At 55.5% G+C, this 16,857-nt stretch carries 17 protein-coding genes and 2 tRNA genes; 13 read left to right on the top strand and 6 right to left on the bottom strand.

The window, feature by feature from the left end:
* Positions 1-2: 2 nt before the first annotated feature.
* Positions 3-1,334, bottom strand: a complete 1,332-nt coding sequence (argA, locus tag O3S68_RS15035; protein WP_020455043.1) for an amino-acid N-acetyltransferase — start codon at positions 1,332-1,334, stop codon at positions 3-5.
* A 226-nt stretch (positions 1,335-1,560) separates the two neighbouring features.
* Between argA and amiC the strand changes: the two genes are divergently transcribed.
* Positions 1,561-2,814: an N-acetylmuramoyl-L-alanine amidase AmiC gene (gene amiC, locus O3S68_RS15040; protein ID WP_017457697.1), complete on the top strand. Its 1,254-nt coding sequence runs from the start codon at positions 1,561-1,563 to the stop codon at positions 2,812-2,814.
* A 77-nt stretch (positions 2,815-2,891) separates the two neighbouring features.
* Here amiC and O3S68_RS15045 read toward each other — a convergent pair.
* Positions 2,892-2,968: transfer RNA gene (locus O3S68_RS15045), tRNA-Met, on the bottom strand.
* A gap of 51 nt (positions 2,969-3,019) precedes the next feature.
* A tRNA-Met gene (locus tag O3S68_RS15050) sits at positions 3,020-3,096 on the bottom strand.
* Between the two features lie 206 nt (positions 3,097-3,302).
* On the opposite strand from O3S68_RS15050, the gene mltA reads away from it, so the two are divergent.
* Positions 3,303-4,409, top strand: a complete 1,107-nt coding sequence (gene mltA, locus O3S68_RS15055) for a murein transglycosylase A (RefSeq protein WP_269231830.1) — start codon at positions 3,303-3,305, stop codon at positions 4,407-4,409.
* A gap of 67 nt (positions 4,410-4,476) precedes the next feature.
* Entirely contained in the window at positions 4,477-5,289 is an 813-nt protein-coding gene (gene tcdA, locus O3S68_RS15060; RefSeq protein WP_269231831.1) for a tRNA cyclic N6-threonylcarbamoyladenosine(37) synthase TcdA, read from the top strand.
* On the opposite strand, the gene csdE is transcribed toward tcdA, so the two are convergent.
* Together csdE and csdA are read right to left on the bottom strand one after the other, a co-directional pair.
* A complete protein-coding gene (gene csdE, locus O3S68_RS15065; protein WP_160268815.1) occupies positions 5,274-5,723 on the bottom strand; it encodes a cysteine desulfurase sulfur acceptor subunit CsdE in 450 nt (149 codons plus the stop codon). The genes tcdA and csdE overlap by 16 nt on opposite strands.
* Complete coding sequence (gene csdA, locus O3S68_RS15070; RefSeq protein WP_269231832.1) at positions 5,720-6,928, bottom strand: cysteine desulfurase CsdA; 1,209 nt, start codon at positions 6,926-6,928, stop codon at positions 5,720-5,722. Before csdA ends, csdE begins: the two co-directional genes overlap by 4 nt.
* 192 nt (positions 6,929-7,120) lie before the next feature.
* Between csdA and O3S68_RS15075 the strand changes: the two genes are divergently transcribed.
* The 4 genes from O3S68_RS15075 to rlmM all read left to right on the top strand — a co-directional run bounded on the left by O3S68_RS15075 (position 7,121) and on the right by rlmM (position 10,143).
* Positions 7,121-7,348, top strand: a complete 228-nt coding sequence (locus O3S68_RS15075) for a YgdI/YgdR family lipoprotein (RefSeq protein WP_020455037.1) — start codon at positions 7,121-7,123, stop codon at positions 7,346-7,348.
* Between the two features lie 351 nt (positions 7,349-7,699).
* A complete protein-coding gene (gene gcvA / locus O3S68_RS15080; protein WP_017457703.1) occupies positions 7,700-8,614 on the top strand; it encodes a glycine cleavage system transcriptional regulator GcvA in 915 nt (304 codons plus the stop codon).
* Between the two features lie 40 nt (positions 8,615-8,654).
* Positions 8,655-9,050 (top strand): DUF423 domain-containing protein, encoded by a 396-nt coding sequence (locus tag O3S68_RS15085; RefSeq protein WP_020455036.1) that lies wholly within the window; start codon positions 8,655-8,657, stop codon positions 9,048-9,050.
* On the top strand, positions 9,043-10,143 hold the full coding sequence (gene rlmM / locus O3S68_RS15090; RefSeq protein WP_045514427.1) for a 23S rRNA (cytidine(2498)-2'-O)-methyltransferase RlmM: 1,101 nt from the start codon (positions 9,043-9,045) through the stop codon (positions 10,141-10,143). The genes O3S68_RS15085 and rlmM overlap by 8 nt, the downstream gene beginning before the upstream one ends.
* 114 nt (positions 10,144-10,257) lie before the next feature.
* Here the strand turns inward: rlmM and O3S68_RS15095 are convergent, their stop codons facing one another.
* Positions 10,258-11,292: an aminopeptidase gene (locus O3S68_RS15095; RefSeq protein ID WP_269231833.1), complete on the bottom strand. Its 1,035-nt coding sequence runs from the start codon at positions 11,290-11,292 to the stop codon at positions 10,258-10,260.
* 236 nt (positions 11,293-11,528) lie between these two features.
* On the opposite strand from O3S68_RS15095, the gene cysG reads away from it, so the two are divergent.
* The 6 genes from cysG to ftsB all read left to right on the top strand — a co-directional run bounded on the left by cysG (position 11,529) and on the right by ftsB (position 16,844).
* Positions 11,529-12,944 carry a siroheme synthase CysG gene (cysG, locus tag O3S68_RS15100; RefSeq protein ID WP_269232023.1) on the top strand — a complete coding sequence of 472 codons (1,416 nt, stop codon included), beginning with the start codon at positions 11,529-11,531 and terminating at the stop codon, positions 12,942-12,944.
* A gap of 9 nt (positions 12,945-12,953) precedes the next feature.
* The gene (cysD, locus tag O3S68_RS15105) at positions 12,954-13,862 is read left to right on the top strand and encodes a sulfate adenylyltransferase subunit CysD (RefSeq protein WP_017457708.1); all 909 of its coding nucleotides are present in this window, start codon (positions 12,954-12,956) and stop codon (positions 13,860-13,862) included.
* Positions 13,863-13,871: 9 nt separating this feature from the next.
* Positions 13,872-15,299 carry a sulfate adenylyltransferase subunit CysN gene (gene cysN / locus O3S68_RS15110; protein WP_045514422.1) on the top strand — a complete coding sequence of 476 codons (1,428 nt, stop codon included), beginning with the start codon at positions 13,872-13,874 and terminating at the stop codon, positions 15,297-15,299.
* Complete coding sequence (gene cysC, locus O3S68_RS15115) at positions 15,299-15,904, top strand: adenylyl-sulfate kinase (protein WP_020455031.1); 606 nt, start codon at positions 15,299-15,301, stop codon at positions 15,902-15,904. The genes cysN and cysC overlap by 1 nt, the downstream gene beginning before the upstream one ends.
* Positions 15,905-16,014: 110 nt before the next feature.
* Positions 16,015-16,344, top strand: a complete 330-nt coding sequence (locus tag O3S68_RS15120) for a DUF3561 family protein (RefSeq protein ID WP_020455030.1) — start codon at positions 16,015-16,017, stop codon at positions 16,342-16,344.
* Positions 16,345-16,505: 161 nt separating this feature from the next.
* On the top strand, positions 16,506-16,844 hold the full coding sequence (gene ftsB, locus O3S68_RS15125; RefSeq protein WP_017457712.1) for a cell division protein FtsB: 339 nt from the start codon (positions 16,506-16,508) through the stop codon (positions 16,842-16,844).
* Positions 16,845-16,857: the final 13 nt, after the last annotated feature.

Consider the following 16,857-nt stretch of genomic DNA (forward strand, 5'->3'; position numbering starts at 1 on the left):
GCTCAGGTGAGATCGGCCATCAGCACTTTTGACCGGCGCTGGTAGTTGTACATCTCTTTTTTGGTTTCCGGCAGGGAATCAATATCCACTGGCGTGAAACCGCGCTCCTGGAACCAGTGAATGCTGCGGGTGGTCAGCACAAACAGTTTGCTCAGTCCCATTTGCTTCGCCTGAGCGGCAATGCGCTCCAGCAGCACTTCGCCGCGCGATGAGCTGCGGTAATCGGGATGAACCGCGACACAGGCCATCTCCCCAATTTTCTCTTCCGGGAAGGGGTAAAGCGCCGCACAGGCGATGGTCAGGTTATCGCGCTCGATGATCGTGAACTTGTCGATCTCCATCTCCAGTTGTTCGCGCGAGCGGCGTACCAGGATCCCTTGCTGTTCCAGCGGGCGGATAAGTTCCAGGATCCCGCCGATATCGTTGATAGTGGCGCGGCGGATCTGCTCGGCGCTCTCCATCACAATTTGCGTACCGATACCGTCGCGTGAGAAGAGTTCCTGCAACAGCGCGCCGTCTTCCTGGTAGCTGATTAAATGGCTGCGGCGCACACCGCTGCGGCAGGCTTTGACCGCGCCACGCAGGAAACGAACGGTGCCGGAGTGGTAATCGCCACGTGCTTCCAGCGTCTCGACGCGCGCCTGCGCTTCATTCGGGAACAGCTCAGAAACGATTTCGCCTTCATCATTCATCACACCTTGTGATGAACAAAAGCCGATCATCTTTTCCGCTTTCAGTTTGATAGCAAGCTGAGTGGCAATCTCTTCCGAGGTCAGATTAAAACTTTCGCCAGTGACCGAAACTGCCACCGGCCCCATCAGCACAATCGCGCCGCTGGCAAGCTGGCGGTTAATCGCTTCTTCATCAATACGACGAATACGGCCGCTGTGGCAGTAGTCGACACCATCATCCACGCCCAGTGGCTGAGAGATAATAAAATTGCCGCTAACGACATTAATATGCGCGCCTTGCAGCGGCGTATTGTTGAGGCTCATCGACAAACGTGCGGTGATATCCAGTTGCAACAACCCGGCGGCTTGCTTAACCAGCTCAAGGGTTTTCGCGTCGGTAACGCGGGTATGTTTGTGGTAAATCGGCTCATGGTTGTGTTCGGCGAGATTCGCGTCGATCTGCGGACGCGCGCCGTAGACCACCACCAGCCGGATACCCAGGCTATGCAGCAGGCCGATGTCATTGACAATACTGGAAAAGTTTTCATGCTCAATGGCTTCACCGCCGAGCATAATGACAAATGTCTTGCCACGGTGGGCATTAATATAGGGAACGGAGTGGCGAAATCCCTGCACCAGTTCGGTTCTACGCTCTTTTACCACGGCCTGTCCTCAATGCATGATTATTCGTAAATTGTGTATTTTTATTCTTTTCTGCCGCCGCGTGCAAGTGCAAATTTTGCTGTCGTATAACAAATGTTCCTCGCCGCAGCCCGCGGGCAGACATATGTTTACCCTTTAATAGATGACAGTTTATGCATCATTCGTTAAAGTTTTCCGTCAATTTTGACGAATATTATTACGTAGATAAAAATTGCTCGGGAGAAGCATGTCGGGAAGTCAATCAGCGCTGAGCCGCCGCAGATTTTTAAAAGGCGCGGGGGCCATGTGGTTATTAAGCGTGAGCCAAATTGGTTTGGCCGCAGTCAGCCAGGTGGTGGCGGTTCGTGTCTGGCCAGCGTCAAGCTATACGCGCGTGACGGTGGAATCGAACCATGTCGTCAAATATAAGCAGTTCGCGTTGAGTAATCCCGACCGGCTGGTGGTGGATCTTGAAGGTGTGCATCTGAACTCCGTGTTAAAAGGCATGGGCGCGCAGATCCGTGGCGACGATCCTTATATCAAATCCGCGCGGGTAGGGCAGTTCGATCCGCAGACCGTGCGCATGGTGTTTGAGCTGAAACAGGACGTGAAGCCGCAGTTGTTCGCGCTGGCGCCGGTGGCCGGTTTTAAAGAGCGTCTGGTGATGGATCTCTACCCGGCCAATGCGAAAGATGTGCAGGACCCGCTGCTGGCGCTGCTTGAAGAGTACAACAAAGGCGATCTTGAGCAGCAGGTGCCGCCCGCAGAGAGCGGCCCGAAGCCGGGGAAAGCCGGGCGTGACAGACCAATTGTGATCATGCTCGATCCTGGTCACGGCGGTGAAGATCCGGGGGCGATGGGGAAATATCGCACCCGGGAAAAAGATGTGGTGCTGCAAATCGCGCGTCGGCTGCATGCGCTGATCGAGAAAGAGAGCAATATGAAAGCCTATATGACGCGCAACGAGGATGTATTTATTCCGTTGAAAGTGCGCGTTGCCAAGGCGCAGAAACAGCGCGCAGACCTGTTTGTGTCGATTCACGCTGATGCTTTCAGCAGCCGCCAGCCGAGCGGTTCTTCTGTCTTTGCGCTGTCGACCAAAGGGGCGACCAGTACCGCCGCGAAATATCTGGCGGAAACGCAGAACGCGTCCGACTTAATCGGTGGGGTGAGCAAGAGCGGCGATCGCTATCTGGATCACACCATGTTCGATATGGTGCAGTCGTTAACCATTAACGACAGCCTGAAGTTTGGCAAAGCGGTGCTCAATAAACTTGGCAATATTAATAACCTGCATAAAAACCAGGTTGAACAGGCCGGCTTCGCGGTGCTGAAAGCGCCGGACATTCCGTCAATTCTGGTGGAGACCGCGTTTATCAGTAACGTGGAAGAGGAGCGTAAGCTGAAGACGGCGAAATTCCAGCAGGAAGTGGCGGAGTCGATTCTGGCAGGGATTAAAGCCTACTTCGCGGATGGCGCGACGCTGGCGAGAAGGGGATAACAGAGTGGCGCTGAACAGCGCCATTTTTTTTGCGAACCACAGAAACAAAAAAACACCCGTTAAGGTGTTTATTGTGTTGGTTGCGGGGGCCGGATTTGAACCGACGACCTTCGGGTTATGAGCCCGACGAGCTACCAGGCTGCTCCACCCCGCGTCCGTCTTGTTTACACTTCCGTCATGTAAACTTTTTTCTTCACATTTTAATTGGTTGCGGGGGCCGGATTTGAACCGACGACCTTCGGGTTATGAGCCCGACGAGCTACCAGGCTGCTCCACCCCGCGTCCGTGGATGCGCACTATACTCTGCAAACGTTTTGATGCAACCTTTTTTTTGCCTGGATCGCATAATTGGCGGGATTATGTGTAAAAACAACACAATCCGTTTATTTTTTGCACTAAATTAGCGCCGGGTAGTGATAGCGCATTTCATTAGCGGGTGGGGTTTGTTATCTTCACCCCGCTCCGGGTTAATCAGAAGATGAGAGATAATGAAAGGACGTTGGGTTAAGTTCGCACTCACAGGCGCAATGGTGGCAATTCTCGCGGCCTGCTCTTCAAAACCGACCGATCGCGGTCAACAGTATAAAGACGGAAAATTTTCCCAGCCTTTTTCCCTGGTCAATCAACCTGACGCCGTAGGGGCGCCAATCAACGCCGGAGATTTCTCCGAGCAGGTTAATCAAATTCGCAGCGCCTCACCGCGCCTCTACGGTAGCCAGAGCGGCGTCTATAACGCGATTCAGTCGTGGCTGATGTCCGGCGGCGATACGCGTAATTTGCGCCAGTTTGGCCTCGACGCCTGGCAAATGGAAGGCACGGATAACTATGGCAACGTGCAATTCACCGGTTACTACACGCCAGTTGTGCAGGCGCGCCATACCCGCCAGGGCGAGTTCCAGTACCCCATCTACCGTATGCCGCCTAAACGTGGTCGCTTGCCATCCCGCGCGGAAATCTACGCCGGTGCGCTCAGTGACAGTTATGTGCTGGCCTACAGCAACTCGCTGATGGACAACTTCATTATGGATGTGCAGGGCAGCGGCTATATCGATTTTGGCGACGGCAGCCCGCTTAACTTCTTCAGCTATGCCGGGAAAAACGGCCACGCTTACCGCAGCATCGGCAAAGTGCTGATCGATCGTGGTGAAGTGAAGCGCGAAGATATGTCGATGCAGGCGATTCGCGAATGGGGCGAAAAACACAGTGAAGCGGAAGTTCGCGCGTTGCTGGAAGAGAACGCCTCGTTCGTCTTCTTTAAACCGCAATCCTGGGCACCGGTAAAAGGTGCCAGCGCGGTGCCGTTGATTGGCCGTGCTTCTGTCGCTTCCGACCGGACGATTATTCCGCCGGGCACGACGCTGCTGGCGGAAGTGCCGCAGCTTGATAACAACGGCAAGTTCAACGGTAAATATGAGCTGCGCCTGATGGTGGCGCTTGATGTTGGTGGCGCAATCAAAGGCCAGCACTTCGATATTTATCAGGGTATTGGCCCGGATGCGGGTCATCGCGCCGGATGGTACAACCATTATGGCCGCGTCTGGGTGTTGAAAACCGCCCCCGGAACCGGCGCTGGCGGCGGCGTGTTCAGCGGCTGAGTGTGCTACACTCGCACCCTCTTCCGGCTCCGGAAGAGGGTCTTTCGTTTCATCTTGAGGTTTGTTTATGTCAGCAGTAATCAGTGACGCCTGGCGCCAGCGCTTTGGCGGCACCGCGCGGTTGTATGGTGAAAAAGCGCTGCAGTGGTTTGCCGACGCGCATATCTGCGTGGTGGGCATTGGCGGTGTCGGCTCGTGGGCGGCAGAAGCGCTGGCGCGCACCGGTATTGGTGCGATCACGCTGATTGATATGGATGATGTCTGCGTGACGAACACCAACCGGCAAATCCACGCGCTGCGTGAAAATGTGGGGCTGGCGAAAGCCGAGGTGATGGCGGAGCGTATTCGCCAGATAAACCCGGAGTGCCTGGTGACGGTGGTTGATGATTTTGTCACTGCCCATAACGTCGCACAGTTAATGAACCGTGATTACAGCTATGTGATTGATGCGATTGATAGCGTGCGCCCAAAAGCGGCGCTCATTGCCTACTGCCGACGCAATAAGATCCCGCTGGTAACGACCGGTGGCGCGGGTGGGCAGATCGATCCGACCCAGATCCAGGTGAGCGATCTGGCGAAAACCATTCAGGATCCGCTGGCGGCGAAACTGCGCGAGCGCTTAAAAAGCGATTTTGGCGTAGTCAAGAACAGCAAAGGCAAGCTGGGCGTGGATTGCGTGTTTTCCACCGAAGCGCTGGTTTACCCGCAGGCGGATGGCTCGGTGTGTGCGATGAAAAGCACGGCGGAAGGGCCAAAACGCATGGATTGCGCCGCCGGTTTCGGCGCGGCGACCATGGTGACCGCGACGTTTGGCTTTATCGCGGTCTCCCATGCTCTGAAAAAACTGATGGCGAAGGCGGAACGTCAGGCTAGCGCCTGACGGGCTGCTTCCTGCACGGCGGCGGCCAGCGCCGCCAGCCCCTGGCTACGAGACGCGCTAAGCTGGGCGCGTAAGCCCAGCTCATCAAACAGCGCCAGCGGATCGTTTTCCACCAGCGTTTGCGGGGTTTTGCCTTCTACAGCGGTGAGCAGGACTGCCAGCAACCCGCGCACGATGCGGCCTTCACTGTCGCCAAAAAAGTGCATTTTTCCGTCCAGGCCGAGCGTGGAACCCAGCCAGACACGATTTTCACAGCCGGGAATTTCCCGCGCCTGCGCTTTTAATTCGTCCGTCGCCGCAGGCAGTTGCTTGCCGAGCAGGATCAACTGGCGGTACTTCTCTTCCCACTGATTAAGTGCGCCAAATGTCTGGCGCAGTGTCTCTTCGGTTACCACCGTGCCGAACGGATGTCCGGCAAAAGCAGGGCTGGTCATGCATCCCCCAGAATGTCGAGTGCGCGATCAACAGCGACTATCAGCGCATCAACATCGTGTTGCGTATTGTATGGGGCAAATGAAGCGCGCAGCGTACCACTGACCCCCAGCGCCGCCAGCAATGGTTGCGCGCAGTGTTGCCCGGCGCGCAGCGCGATACCGTAACCGGCAAGGAGCGTCACCATATCGCTGTGGTGAATGCCGTCGAAATCGAAAGCCAACAGGCTGGAATCCTGGCAGCGGAAAGAGCGGAAACCCGGACGCTGTGCCAGTTGCTCCTCAGCAAGCGTGGCTAACCCACGGCTGTAGCTCTCCGCCTGAACGATATCCATCGTGTCCAGCCACTCAAGCGCGGCGCTTAAACCAATCACCCCTGCGACGTTAGGCGTCCCGGCTTCCAGCTTGTACGGCACCGGTTGCGTGGTGAAGCCATCAAACGTCACTTCGGTAATCATCTTGCCGCCGCCGAGCCACGGTGTCATTTCATTGAGCAGTTCCGCTTTGCCGTACAGCGCACCGATGCCATTTGGTCCATACAGCTTGTGGCCAGAGAAGGCGTAAAAATCGATATCCAGACGCTGAACGTTCGCCGGGAAATGCACCACGCCTTGTGCGCCGTCAACCACCACGATCATGCCTGCCGCATGCGCCAGGGTAATGGCGCGTTCCAGATCCGGGCAGCCACCGGTGACGTTGGACATCTGTCCGAGCGCCAGAATCCGGCTACGTGGAGTAATTAATTGTGGTAACTGCGCGATATCCGGTAAGTGGTCGGCCCCCAGCGGTAATTTCACCACTTTTGCGCCGGTCTGCTGCGCGACCATCAGCCACGGCACCAGGTTCGCGTGGTGTTCCGCTTCACTGACGAGGATCTCATTCCCGGCTTGCAGACGCGGGCGGGCGTAGCATTGCGCGACCATATTGATGGCTTCTGTGGTGCCGCGCGTCCAGACGATATTTTTCCCGGAGGGCGCGTTAAGGAGGGCGGCAACCTGTTCGCGCGCCGCTTCATACCGGGCGGTAAGCTGTTGCGCCTGCGCGAACTGGCTGCGATGCACGTTGCCAGCGCTCAGGCTGTAGAACTGTTGCGTGGCGTCAATCACGGCTTGCGGCTTCAGGGCGGTAGCGGCGCTGTCGAGATAGACGCCCGCATCGGCAAGCGCCGGAAACTGCGCGCGAAAGTGCGCTGGGTTAAATGCGTTCATGCGATTCCTCATCTTATTACTCAGATCGTCGCGCAATTTTTCGGTCGTAGCAAGGCAGTTGATAACCATCGGAATTGTCTGTTTGTCCTGGCAGAGTCCGGTAAGCAGGTTATGCTGAATAGTGTTAGTTAATCGTTCGAGACTCTTCCGTGAAGAGTATTTCACAGCATTAATTGCCAGAAGGAGAAGAAGATGAAAAAGGCTGCCGCAATTATTTCTGCATGTGCTTTTGCTTTTGCCCTGAGCGCTTGTTCCAGCCCGAACTATGCATTACACACCAACGATGGTCGTACGATTATTTCGGAAGGTAAACCGAAAACCGACGATCAGACCGGCATGATCTCTTATAAAGACGCCAACGGTAATGAGCAACAAATCAACCGTACCGACGTTAAAGAGATGGTCGCGCTGGATAAATAACCCTGATTTCAGGTAAAAAAAAGCACCGCAATCTTGCGGTGCTACATTAATCACTATGGACAGACAGGGTAAATGTACAGGAAGTGAAAAAGGGGTAGCGTCGCTACCGGGGTCTGAATAGCAGACCAAATTGCAAACACAACAACACAACATCACAACCGTAAGCCAAAAGCCCTTCAGAACACACATTCCAAAAAAAGCTTCTCGTTCCGGCTCAGGAAGTGCCGCCACTATAGGTATTTGCTGGTAGAAGCTCAACGGACAATTTATAATGGCTCAGATAAAAAAAACTAATAGGTTAAACACTGTTTCCTGTTTGTTAAATTGCCTTTATATCTAAGCCTGATAACCATGTCCAAGCGATTACCACCACTGAATGCATTACGTGTTTTTGATGCCGCTGCCCGCCATCTGAGTTTTACGCGCGCCGCCGATGAGCTTTTTGTGACGCAGGCCGCAGTAAGCCACCAAATCAAGTCTCTCGAGGATTTTCTTGGCCTGAAACTGTTCCGTCGACGCAACCGTTCGCTGCTGCTTACCGAGGAAGGCCAGAGTTATTTTCAGGATATCAAAGAGATATTTTCCCAGCTCAATGAGGCCACGCGAAAACTACAAGCACGCAGTGCAAAAGGCGCGCTCACTGTTAGTTTATTGCCCAGTTTTGCCATTCAATGGTTGGTGCCGAGGCTCTCTAGCTTTAACTCAGCTTATCCGGGAATCGACGTGCGCATCCAGGCGGTTGACCGCGAAGAGGACAAACTGGCGGACGATGTCGACGTGGCGATTTTTTACGGTCGCGGCAACTGGCCAGGGCTGCGTGTTGAAAAATTGTACGCAGAATACTTGCTACCCGTCTGCTCGCCATTATTACTCACTGGCGATAAAGCATTGAAAAAGCCTGAAGATCTGGCGCATCACACCTTGCTGCATGACGCTTCCCGGCGCGACTGGCAAACTTATACGCGCCAGTTAGGTCTTAATCTTAATGTTCAGCAGGGACCTATTTTCAGCCACAGCTCTATGGTGCTGCAGGCCGCTATCCACGGACAGGGGATCGCACTGGCCAACAATGTAATGGCACAGTCCGAAATTGAGGCAGGTCGTCTGGTCTGCCCGTTTAATGATGTTCTGGTCAGTAAGAACGCGTTTTATCTGGTTTGTCATGACAGCCAGGCAGAACTGGGTAAAATAGCCGCCTTTCGTCAGTGGATCCTGGCAAAAGCGGCCAGCGAACAGGAAAAGTTCCGTTTCCGTTACGAACAATAATTCGCGCGCGTATGGCGCGTATGACTTTTAGGGTACTCACATGACCAGCCGTTTTATGCTGATTTTTGCCGCGGTAAGCGGTTTTGTGTTTGTCGCGCTGGGGGCTTTCGGCGCGCACGTGTTACGTAAATCTTTGGGCGTGGTGGAGATGAGTTGGATCCAGACCGGGCTCGAATATCAGGCGTTCCACACGCTCGCGGTGCTTGGGCTGGCGGTGGCGATGCAGCGCCGCATCAGCATCTGGTTTTACTGGAGCAGCGTTTTTTTGGCGTTCGGCACCGTGTTGTTTAGCGGCAGCCTTTATTGCCTGGCGCTCTCACATTTACGCCTGTGGGCGTTTGTTACGCCGGTCGGTGGCGTCTGTTTTCTCATCGGCTGGGCACTAATGTTAGTTGGCGCAATTCGTCTGAAACGTAGGGGCGTTGTTCATGAATAAAGTGGTATTGCTGTGCCGCCCGGGTTTTGAGAAAGAGTGCGCAGCAGAAATTACCGATAAAGCCGGTCGCCTTGAGGTGTTCGGTTTCGCGCGTGTGAAAGAGAACGCGGGTTACGTTGTGTTTGAATGCTACCAGCAAGACGACGCTGACAAACTGGCGCGCGAGCTGCCGTTCAGTTCGCTGATTTTTGCCCGCCAGATGTTTGTCGTCGGCGAGCTGCTGCGCGACTTACCGCAGGAAGATCGCATTACGCCGATCGTCGGCATGCTGCAGGGCGTCGTGGATAAAGGCGGCGATTTGCGTGTAGAAGTGGCCGATACCAACGAAAGTAAAGAGCTGATGAAGTTCTGCCGCAAGTTTACCGTTCCGCTGCGCAGCGCGCTGCGTGAAGCGGGTATCCTGGCGCGTAGTGATTCAGCGAAGCGCCCGGTCGTTCACGTGTTCTTTATTGCGCCGGGTTGTTGCTACACCGGTTATTCGTACTCTTTTAACAACTCGCCGTTCTATATGGGCATCCCGCGCCTGAAGTTTCCGTCCGATGCGCCAAGCCGTTCAACGTTGAAACTGGAAGAGGCGTTTCACGTTTTTATTCCGGCAGATGAGTGGGACGAGCGCCTGGCAAATGGAATGTACGCGGTGGATCTCGGTGCATGCCCTGGCGGTTGGACCTATCAGCTGGTGAAACGCAACATGTGGGTAGCGTCGGTGGATAACGGCCCGATGGCGCAAAGCCTGATGGATACCGGCCAGGTGACCTGGCTGCGTGAAGATGGTTTCCGCTATCGACCGAACCGCAACAACATCTCATGGATGGTGTGCGACATGGTGGAGAAACCGGCGAAAGTCGCCGCGCTGATGGCGCAGTGGCTGACTAATGGCTGGTGCCGGGAAACCATTTTCAACCTCAAGCTGCCGATGAAAAAGCGTTACGAAGAGGTGTCGAACAACCTGGCGTATATTCAGGCGCAACTGGATGAGCATAACGTTGCCGCGCAGATTCAGGCGCGGCAGCTCTATCATGACCGTGAAGAAGTGACGGTACATGTGCGCAGAATGTGGGCTGCGGTAGGCGGGCGTCGCGACGAACGCTAGCCGCCGGTTGATCACTTCTACTGAACCCGGACGTGCGCAAAAATCTTTTCGTTTCAGTTTTTGCACACCGGTCGGGTTCGGGGGAGTTGCAAGATAACGCCAGCCATGCTGGCGTTAATTTTTGGTGGTTTTCGCCAGTTCGCTCACCAGCGGCAGCATGATGCGCACCACGTCGCGGCTGCGCCGCTCAATGCGTCCCGGCAATGCCTGATCGATATACTGTTGGTTATCCAGCCGGGCATTATGGTGGCTTACGCCTTCCGGGAAGGTTTTGGATTTGGCGCGCTGCTGGTTGCCGTCTTTCAGACCCAGCGACCAGTTTGTCGCTTCCACCGACAGCACTGGAATAGAGGCCTGATCAAACACCTGCGCATCATTAGCGCTGTGGTTGCTTTTGGTGGCTGCGACCGGGGCGCTCAGCGCCTGAATGCCGTGCGAACGGGCAATGGCCAGTGCCCGATCCCGCGTCAGTTTGCGCACTGAAGCCGGGGTGTTTTTCCCGCTGCTAAAGTAGAGCTTGTCGCCGACGATCAGGTTATTCATATTGATCACCAGCAGCGTGTTTTTGCGCTCTTTTTCGCTCATTCGTGCAAGATAACTCTCTGCGCCAAGCTGGCCTTCCTCTTCGCCGCTGGTGGCGACAAAACGAATACCGTATTGCGTTGGCGTCTGCTTCAGCGCTTGCGCCAGTTCCAGCATCACGCCTACAGCCGCCGCGTTATCATCTATACCCTGCAGCGTTAAACCGCCGAGGTTGTTGTCGACATCCGCATCGCTGCGCGGTGCGTAGGTATCGAGGTGCGCCATAATAATGATCTGCTGCGGCAGTTTGCCTTCATGCGCGGCAATCACCGTGCTGCCGGTAACGTTTTGCCAGTTCTGCTGGTTATCTTTCGCCGTATAGCGGTAACGGGTTTTGAATTTACGGATATCGCTCTGGTAGCCCATTTGTTCAAATTGTTGCTGAACGTAATCCGCAGAGAGCATTTCAGCGGGGGTGCCGGTCATTCGTCCCGGGAACAGGGTGGCAATGTGACGAGCCTGCTCAGTTGCAAAGTCGCCGGGTTGAGAGATCCGGGCAGAAACCGGGAGGATAAAGCATACGCCGAGCGCCAGGGCAGCGGTACGGAGGCGCAATGCGGAAAACATAGGGAGTCCTTTAAGCAGCAGAATTTTTACCGCGCTTAGTATGAAACTGTGACCCGCTTTACACAATTTCATTTCTTCTTAACCTTCCGAAAATGTTGATGTTAAGCACTTTTTGATATTTGCTTTGCACAAGCGTTATTCCTTTGCGGAACTACTCATTCCAATTCGTAATTTCATTCGTTCTAAACCGCCCCCTATAGTCCCTCTATTGCTGGCCTTGAGTGAGTTACCGCGTTGTGGATTACCTGCCGTTATTTGCTGCTGTAAAAGACCGCCCCGTTTTAGTGATTGGCGGCGGCGAAATCGCCGCGCGCAAGATTGCTTTTTTGCGTCGCGCTGGCGCACACGTGCAGGTGGTGGCGCAACGGCTGGAGCCGCAGTTGCAGCAACTTGCCGATGCGCAATCTCTTCACTGGCTGGCTACCGAGTTTGACGAATCACAGCTGGACGCGGTTTTCCTGGTGATTGCCGCGACCAACGATTCGGCGCTGAACCGCCGGGTGTTTGACGCCGCCAATGCGCGTCATCGGCTGGTGAATGTTGTCGATGACCAACCGCTGTGCTCCTTTATTTTCCCGTCGATTGTGGATCGTTCACCGTTACTGGTGGCTATCTCTTCTGGCGGTAACGCGCCGGTGCTGGCGCGGTTACTGCGTGAAAAGATTGAAGCGCTGCTGCCGGGTAATCTCGGGCGCATGGCGGAAGTTGCCGGGCGCTGGCGGACACGCATCAAGGCGTTTCGTCGTACTACCGATGAGCGGCGTCGTTTTTGGGAAACGGCTTTTCGCGGGCGTTTTGCCAGCCTGATGGCGGCGGGCGACGAACCGGCAGCGGAAAAAGCGCTGGAAGCAGAGTTAGCGCAACCGGGTTCCGGGGGCGGTGAAATCATTCTTGTTGGTGCCGGGCCAGGCGATGCCGGATTGCTGACGTTGCGGGGTTTGCAGGTTATCCAGCAGGCAGACGTCGTGTTTTATGACCACCTCGTGAGTGATGCGGTGCTGGAACTGGTGCGGCGGGACGCAGAGAAAATCTGCGTGGGCAAACGCGCTGGTTCGCACGCGGTGGCGCAGCATGATACCAACCGCATGTTGGTGGACGCGGCGCGCGAGGGGAAAACGGTGGTGCGCCTGAAAGGTGGCGATCCGTTTATCTTTGGACGCGGCGGCGAAGAGCTGCAGGCGGCGGCTGTAGCGGGCATTCCCTTCCAGGTGGTGCCGGGCGTTACGGCAGCATCGGGTGCGACAGCCTATGCCGGCATCCCGCTGACGCACCGGGATTTTGCCCAGAGCGTTACTTTTGTTACCGGCCATTATAAAGCCGACAGCGCGCCGTTTGACTGGTCGCAACTGGCGCAGAGCCGCCAGACGCTGGCGATTTATATGGGCACGATGAAGGCAGCCGAAATCAGCGAACAGTTGATTACCCACGGGCGGGACAAAACCACGCCGGTGGCGGTGATTTCCCGCGGTACGCGCGTGGATCAACACGTTGCTACCGGCACATTAGAACAACTTGAGGAACTGGCGAAAGCCGCACCGATGCCTGCCCTGCTGGTGGTGGGCGAGGTGGTCGGGCTGCATCGCGAACTCGCCTGGTTCTGGCATACGACAGCGACGGAGGCGTTCGACGCCTCCGTGATTAATCTGGCTTAAGGAATGGTTATGGATCAAAAACGACTCACTCACCTGCGACAACTGGAGGCGGAAAGCATCCATATTATCCGCGAAGTGGCCGCCGAATTTTCCAACCCGGTGATGATGTACTCCATCGGCAAAGATTCCAGCGTGATGCTGCATCTGGCACGCAAAGCCTTCTACCCAGGTACGCTGCCGTTTCCGCTGCTGCACGTGGATACCGGCTGGAAATTCCGTGAGATGTACGAATTCCGTGACCGTACCGCAAAGGCCTATGGCTGTGAGTTGCTAGTGCATAAAAACCCGGAAGGGGTGGCGATGGGCATTAACCCGTTCGTACACGGCAGCGCCAAACACACTGATATCATGAAAACCGAAGGGTTGAAGCAGGCGCTGAACAAGTACGGTTTTGATGCGGCATTTGGCGGCGCGCGGCGTGACGAAGAGAAATCGCGCGCCAAAGAGCGCATTTACTCCTTCCGCGATCGCTTCCACCGCTGGGATCCGAAAAACCAGCGCCCGGAGCTGTGGCACAACTACAACGGCCAGATCAACAAAGGCGAAAGTATTCGCGTGTTCCCGCTCTCTAACTGGACTGAGCTGGATATCTGGCAGTATATCTTCCTGGAAAATATCGACATCGTTCCGTTGTACCTGGCGGCGGAACGCCCGGTGCTGGAGCGCGACGGCATGCTGATGATGATCGACGATGACCGTATCGATCTGCAGCCGGGTGAAGTGATCGAAAAACGGATGGTGCGTTTCCGTACGCTTGGCTGCTGGCCGCTGACCGGCGCGGTGGAATCAAACGCGCAAACGCTGCCGGAGATTATCGAAGAGATGCTGGTTTCAACGACCAGTGAACGTCAGGGGCGCGTGATTGACCGCGACCAGGCCGGCTCCATGGAGCTGAAAAAACGTCAGGGATACTTCTAAGGAGCCGCCATGAACACCACGATTGCACAACAGATTGCCAATGAAGGCGGCGTCGAAGCGTATCTGCATGCCCAGCAGCACAAAAGCCTGCTGCGCTTTTTAACCTGCGGCAGCGTTGATGACGGCAAAAGTACGCTGATTGGCCGACTGCTGCACGATACCCGCCAGATCTACGAAGATCAGCTCTCCACGCTGCACAACGACAGCAAACGGCACGGCACCCAGGGCGAAAAGCTCGACCTTGCGCTGCTGGTTGATGGCCTGCAAGCGGAGCGCGAACAGGGCATTACCATTGATGTGGCGTATCGCTATTTCTCTACCGAAAAACGCAAATTTATCATTGCCGACACGCCAGGGCATGAGCAGTACACCCGAAATATGGCGACCGGCGCGTCGACCTGCGATCTGGCGATTTTGCTGATCGATGCGCGCAAAGGCGTGCTGGATCAAACCCGCCGCCACAGCTTCATCTCCACGCTGCTCGGCATTAAACACCTGGTCGTGGCCGTCAATAAAATGGACCTGGTAGACTTCAGCGAAGAGACGTTCGACAACATTCGTCAGGATTACCTGACTTTTGCCGGGCAACTGCCGGGCAACCTCGATATCCGCTTTGTGCCGCTGTCGGCGCTCGAAGGGGATAACGTTGCCAGCCAGAGCGAGAAAATGCCGTGGTACAGCGGCCCGACGCTGCTGGAAATGCTGGAAACTGTTGAAATCCAGCGCGTGGTGGATACGCAACCGATGCGCTTCCCGGTGCAGTACGTTAACCGCCCGAACCTCGATTTCCGTGGTTTCTCCGGCACGCTCGCCTCTGGCGTGGTGAAAGTTGGTCAGCGCATCAAAGTGCTGCCGTCTGGCGTCGAATCGACTATTGCCCGCATCGTGACGTTTGACGGTGATTTACAGGAAGCCGCAGCGGGTGAAGCGATTACGCTGGTGCTGAAAGATGAGATCGATATCAGCCGTGGCGACTTGATTCTGGATGCGCAGGAAACGCTGCCTGCCGTGCAGGGCGCATCGCTGGATGTGGTGTGGATGGCGGAACAGCCGTTGCAGCCAGGCCAGAGCTATGACATCAAAGTGGCAGGCAAAAAAACGCGCGCCCGTGTGGATGGCATCCACTACCAGGTGGACATCAATAACCTGACGCAGCGCCAGGTGGATACGCTGCCGCTTAACGGTATTGGGCTGGTGGATCTGACGTTTGACGAGCCGCTGACGCTGGATGCATATCAGCAGAACCCGGTGACCGGCGGCATTATCTTTATCGATCGCCTGAGTAACGTGACCGTTGGCGCAGGAATGGTGCGTGACGTTCATATTCAGCAGCAGGCCACTACATCCGGGTTCAGCGCATTCGAACTGGAACTGAATCAGCTTATTCGTAAGCACTTCCCGCACTGGGGTGCACGCGATCTGCTGGGGGGCAAGTAATGGCGCAGCATGACGAAAACGTCGTCTGGCACGCGCATCCGGTGACGCCTGATGCGCGTGAGCAACTTCACGGTCACCGTGGGGTTGTGCTGTGGTTTACCGGCCTTTCCGGTTCGGGGAAATCGACCGTCGCGGGGGCGCTGGAAGAGGCGCTGCACCGCGCGGGTGTCAGCACCTATTTGCTGGATGGCGACAATGTGCGCCACGGGCTGTGCAGCGATTTAGGCTTTAGCGACGCCGATCGTAAAGAGAATATCCGCCGCGTCGGCGAAGTGGCTAAATTGATGGTTGAAGCCGGTCTGGTCGTGCTCACCGCCTTTATTTCGCCGCACCGCGCCGAGCGGCAAATGGTGCGCGAGCGCCTGGGAGCAGGGCGGTTTATCGAGGTGTTTGTTGATACGCCGCTGGAGATCTGCGAAGCGCGCGATCCTAAGGGATTGTATAAGAAAGCGCGTGCGGGTGAACTTCGCAACTTCACCGGCATTGATTCGGTATACGAAGCGCCGCAATCCCCGGAAGTGCATCTGGACGGCGAACAATTGGTAACAAATTTGGTCAGCCAATTATTAGACCTCCTCCGGCAGGGCGATATTATCAGATCCTGAGACGGTACTGGCGATACACGCCATCTTCAGGTTTCCCGGCGTTAATGTTGGCGCCACCTGAACGAGGGTGTGTATTTCCGTTACCGGTCGTACAGGCAACAGGATCAGATATGCGCAACAGTCAGAACATCACCATTCCACGGTCGCAGTCGATGACGACCACCACCGATGAAGCCACAACATGGTCGTTCCCTGGAGCGGTTGTGGGTTTTGTCGCATGGCTGCTGGCGCTCGGCATCCCGTTCATGATTTACGGCTCCAATACGCTGTTTTTCTTTCTCTACACCTGGCCTTTTTTTCTCGCACTGATGCCCGTATCCGTTGTGGTCGGCATTGCGCTGCATTCGCTCCTCGATGGCAAGCTGGTTTACAGCAGCGTGGCGACACTGTTGACGGTGATCGCCATGTTCGGCGTGTTGTTTATGTGGCTGATGGGTTAACGCAATCCCTACGTCAAACCGTAACGCTCATTAAGGCAATGTGTCCGGCTACGGATCGACAGACATTTATGGTAAAGTCTGGCGCTTGTGCGGCATCACCCGGCTGGAGTGGAGTCTGACGAAAAGTTATGGGATGATGATGCCGTTTTTCAGGGGGCAGGATGGGTAAACTAACGCTGCTATTGCTGGCTTTGCTGGTCTGGCTACAGTATTCGCTGTGGTTCGGCAAGAATGGTCTGCATGATTACGGCCGCGTCAGCGAAGATGTGGCGGCACAGCAGGCGACAAACGCCAAATTAAAATCGCGTAACGATCAGCTTTTCGCCGAAATTGACGATCTCAATGGTGGCCAGGAAGCGATTGAGGAACGCGCTCGCAACGAATTAACCATGACGAAGCCGGGCGAAACATTTTATCGTCTGGTGCCGGACGCCTCAAAGCGCGCGTCGGGCTCAGCGCAAAACACGCAAAATACACAAAATACGCAGAACAGACCTTAAATAATCCCGGACT

It is taken from the genome of Kosakonia sp. SOY2 (genome assembly GCF_027109175.1).
Lineage (GTDB): Bacteria > Pseudomonadota > Gammaproteobacteria > Enterobacterales > Enterobacteriaceae > Kosakonia.